This window comes from Pinirhizobacter sp. (assembly GCF_035317885.1).
GTDB lineage: Bacteria > Pseudomonadota > Gammaproteobacteria > Xanthomonadales > Rhodanobacteraceae > Pinirhizobacter.
This window is the reverse complement of sequence record NZ_DATHFX010000229.1, coordinates 1-2,685: the sequence shown is the minus strand read 5'-3', so window position 1 is coordinate 2,685 and position 2,685 is coordinate 1. Positions and strand designations below refer to the sequence as shown.

Here is a 2,685-nt window from a genome sequence, read left to right as displayed (position 1 = left end):
GACGACGGTACATGGCGTCGACGGCCAGGGAATTGCGATTTCTTCCACCAACGGCCCGGCGGCAGTCTGGTATGCCTCACCCGCGGTCGAATACCACCTGTCCAGCAGCGTCGGTTTCATCGCGGGCGCCGAATTTGCCTTCGCCGGGCGCAACAATGCGGCCTCGGTAACACCGCAGGCGTCGGTGGTCATGGTGTTCTGAAGTCAAGCCATCGCGCCGCACCGCAGCTTGTACGGGGCCGTCGCGACCGGTATGGTTCAGCGTCGATGCCGTGCCGCCGGGTCGCATCAGCTTCTAATAATAATGACCAGCAGTAGGGGATATCCATGCTGAAAAACCTGTTAGCGACTCACGCCATTGAGTCGTCACCCCATGTGGATGCCGGCGAGCATGTCAGCACCGGCGCGCACGCCGAGCCGAACCTCGTCCGCGTGCTCACGGCAAAACACCTTGTATTGCTTGGTGTCGGCGCAGTCATCGGCGCAGGCATCTTCGTCATCACCGGCCAGGCCGCCGCGCAGCACGCCGGCCCCGCGCTCGCCGTCAGCTTCGTCATCGCCGGCATCGCCTGCGCCCTGGCGGGTCTGTGCTATGCAGAATTCGCTGCGATGCTTCCCATCTCCGGCAGCGCATATTCCTACTCCTACGCCACGCTCGGCGAGTACGTGGCCTGGTTCGTCGGCTGGAACCTGGTGCTCGAATACCTCTTCGCCGCATCCACGGTGGCGGCGGGCTGGTCGGGGTATTTCAACGAGCTATTGCGGCTGATCGGAAGCTGGACGAACACCAACATTGCCCTGCCGGTTGCCCTGTCGTCAGCGCCCTACGCGTTCGTGGAAGGTCATATCCAGTCGACGGGCGCATTGGTAAACCTGCCCGCGGTGCTCATCGTGGCGGCGCTTTCGGGCCTTTGCTATGTCGGCATTACCCAGTCGGCTTTCGTCAATTCCATCATCGTGGCGATCAAGGTCACGGTAATCCTGCTGTTCATCGCCGTTACCGTGCACCTGGTCAATCCCAGCAACTGGCACCCGTTCATCCCGGAGAACGAGGGCCCGGGCGTGTTCGGCTGGAGCGGCGTCTTCCGCGCGGCCACCCTGGTGTTCTTCTCCTACATCGGATTCGACGCAGTCTCCACCGCCGCGGGCGAGGCAAAGAACCCGCAGCGCGACATGCCAATCGGCATCCTGGGATCGCTGGCGGTCTGCACGGTGCTTTACATCGCCATGGCCCTGGTGCTCACCGGCATCGCCCCGTTCCGTGAGCTGAACACGCCTGAGCCTGTCGCCACCGCGCTGAACCACTACCCGCAGCTGGCGTGGCTGAAGACCATCGTGGTGTTCGGTGCCATTACCGGCCTGTCGTCGGTGATCCTGGTGATGCTGATGGGCCTGCCCCGCATCTTCTTCTCCATGTCCCGCGACGGCCTGCTGCCGCCGGCACTGGGCAAGGTGCACCCGAAGTTCCGCACGCCGTACGTCGGCCAGGTGATCGTCGGCGTTGCCGCCGCGGTGCTTGCAGGCCTGTTTCCGGTGAGCGTGCTGGGCGAGCTGGTGTCCATGGGCACCCTGCTGGCCTTCGCCACTGTGTGCATCGGCATCCTGGTGCTGCGTTACACGCAGCCGCAGTTGAAGCGCAGCTTCCGCGTGCCGTTCGTATGGCCGGTGTCGATCCTGGGTACGCTGATCTGCGTCTACCTGTTCTGGCAGGCCTTCGAGGAACACTGGCGGCTGATGCTGACCTGGATCGTCCTGGGCCAGCTCATCTATATCGGTTACGGCTACGCACACAGCAAGCTCAGGCCGAAGAACGCGTAAACTCCTGTCCCGGGGGCCGGCCAAGCGCCGGCCCCTCTTCTATTGTATTGGCCGTACCCGTCGAAGGTTTCCATGCTTTCCCAGCTCATCGCCCGCAAGACCAGCTTCACTGATGCCGATGACGTCCATGGCCCGGGCCTGCGTCGTACGCTCGGGCCCTGGGGACTGACGGCGCTGGGCATTGGCGCTGTGATCGGCGGCGGCATCTTCGTCATCACCGGCCAGGCCGCGGCCGAACACGCCGGGCCCGCGGTGATCCTGGCCTTTATCTTCGCGGCGATCTGCAGCACCTTCACCGCGCTTTGCTACGCCGAATTCGCAACCCTCATCCCGATCTCCGGCAGCGCGTATTCCTATGCCTACGCCACCCTGGGTGAACTGATGGCCTGGTTCATCGGCTGGAACCTGGTGCTCGAATATGGCGTGTCGGCATCGGCCGTGGCGGTGAGCTGGACGGGGTATTTCGTCAGCCTGCTCGAGCACATCGGCGGCCTGCTGCACATGGACCTCACCATCCCCAAGTCGCTTACCAGCGCACCGCTGATGTTTACCGCCGACCACCATCTGGTGGCCACTGGCGCCATCATGAACCTGCCGGCGGTGGTGCTGACCCTGCTGCTCACATGGCTTTGCTACGTGGGCATCAAGGAATCAAGCTGGACCAATTCAGCCATGGTGGTGATCAAGGTGCTCTTGATCTGCCTGGTCATCGTGGTGGGCTGGCAGTACGTGGAGCCTGCGAACTGGCATCCCTTCATCCCTGAGAACCAGGGCGGCAACAAATTCGGCTGGTCCGGCGTCCTGCGCGCATCAGCCATGGTGTTCTTCGCCTACATCGGATTCGAGGCCACGTCCGTGGCCGCGCAG

General features: G+C 63.4%; 2 protein-coding genes and 1 pseudogene. All 3 read left to right on the top strand.

Features of this window, described 5'->3' with window-relative positions; translation table 11 throughout:
- Positions 1 to 202 (top strand): annotated as a pseudogene (locus VK519_RS07490) (hypothetical protein); the annotation flags it as partial.
- 125 nt (positions 203 to 327) lie between these two features.
- Positions 328 to 1,818 (top strand): amino acid permease, encoded by a 1,491-nt coding sequence (locus VK519_RS07485; protein WP_324348657.1) that lies wholly within the window; start codon positions 328 to 330, stop codon positions 1,816 to 1,818.
- A gap of 72 nt (positions 1,819 to 1,890) precedes the next feature.
- Positions 1,891 to 2,685: amino acid permease (locus tag VK519_RS07480; RefSeq protein WP_324348656.1), on the top strand; the 795-nt coding region annotated here is incomplete at its 3' end.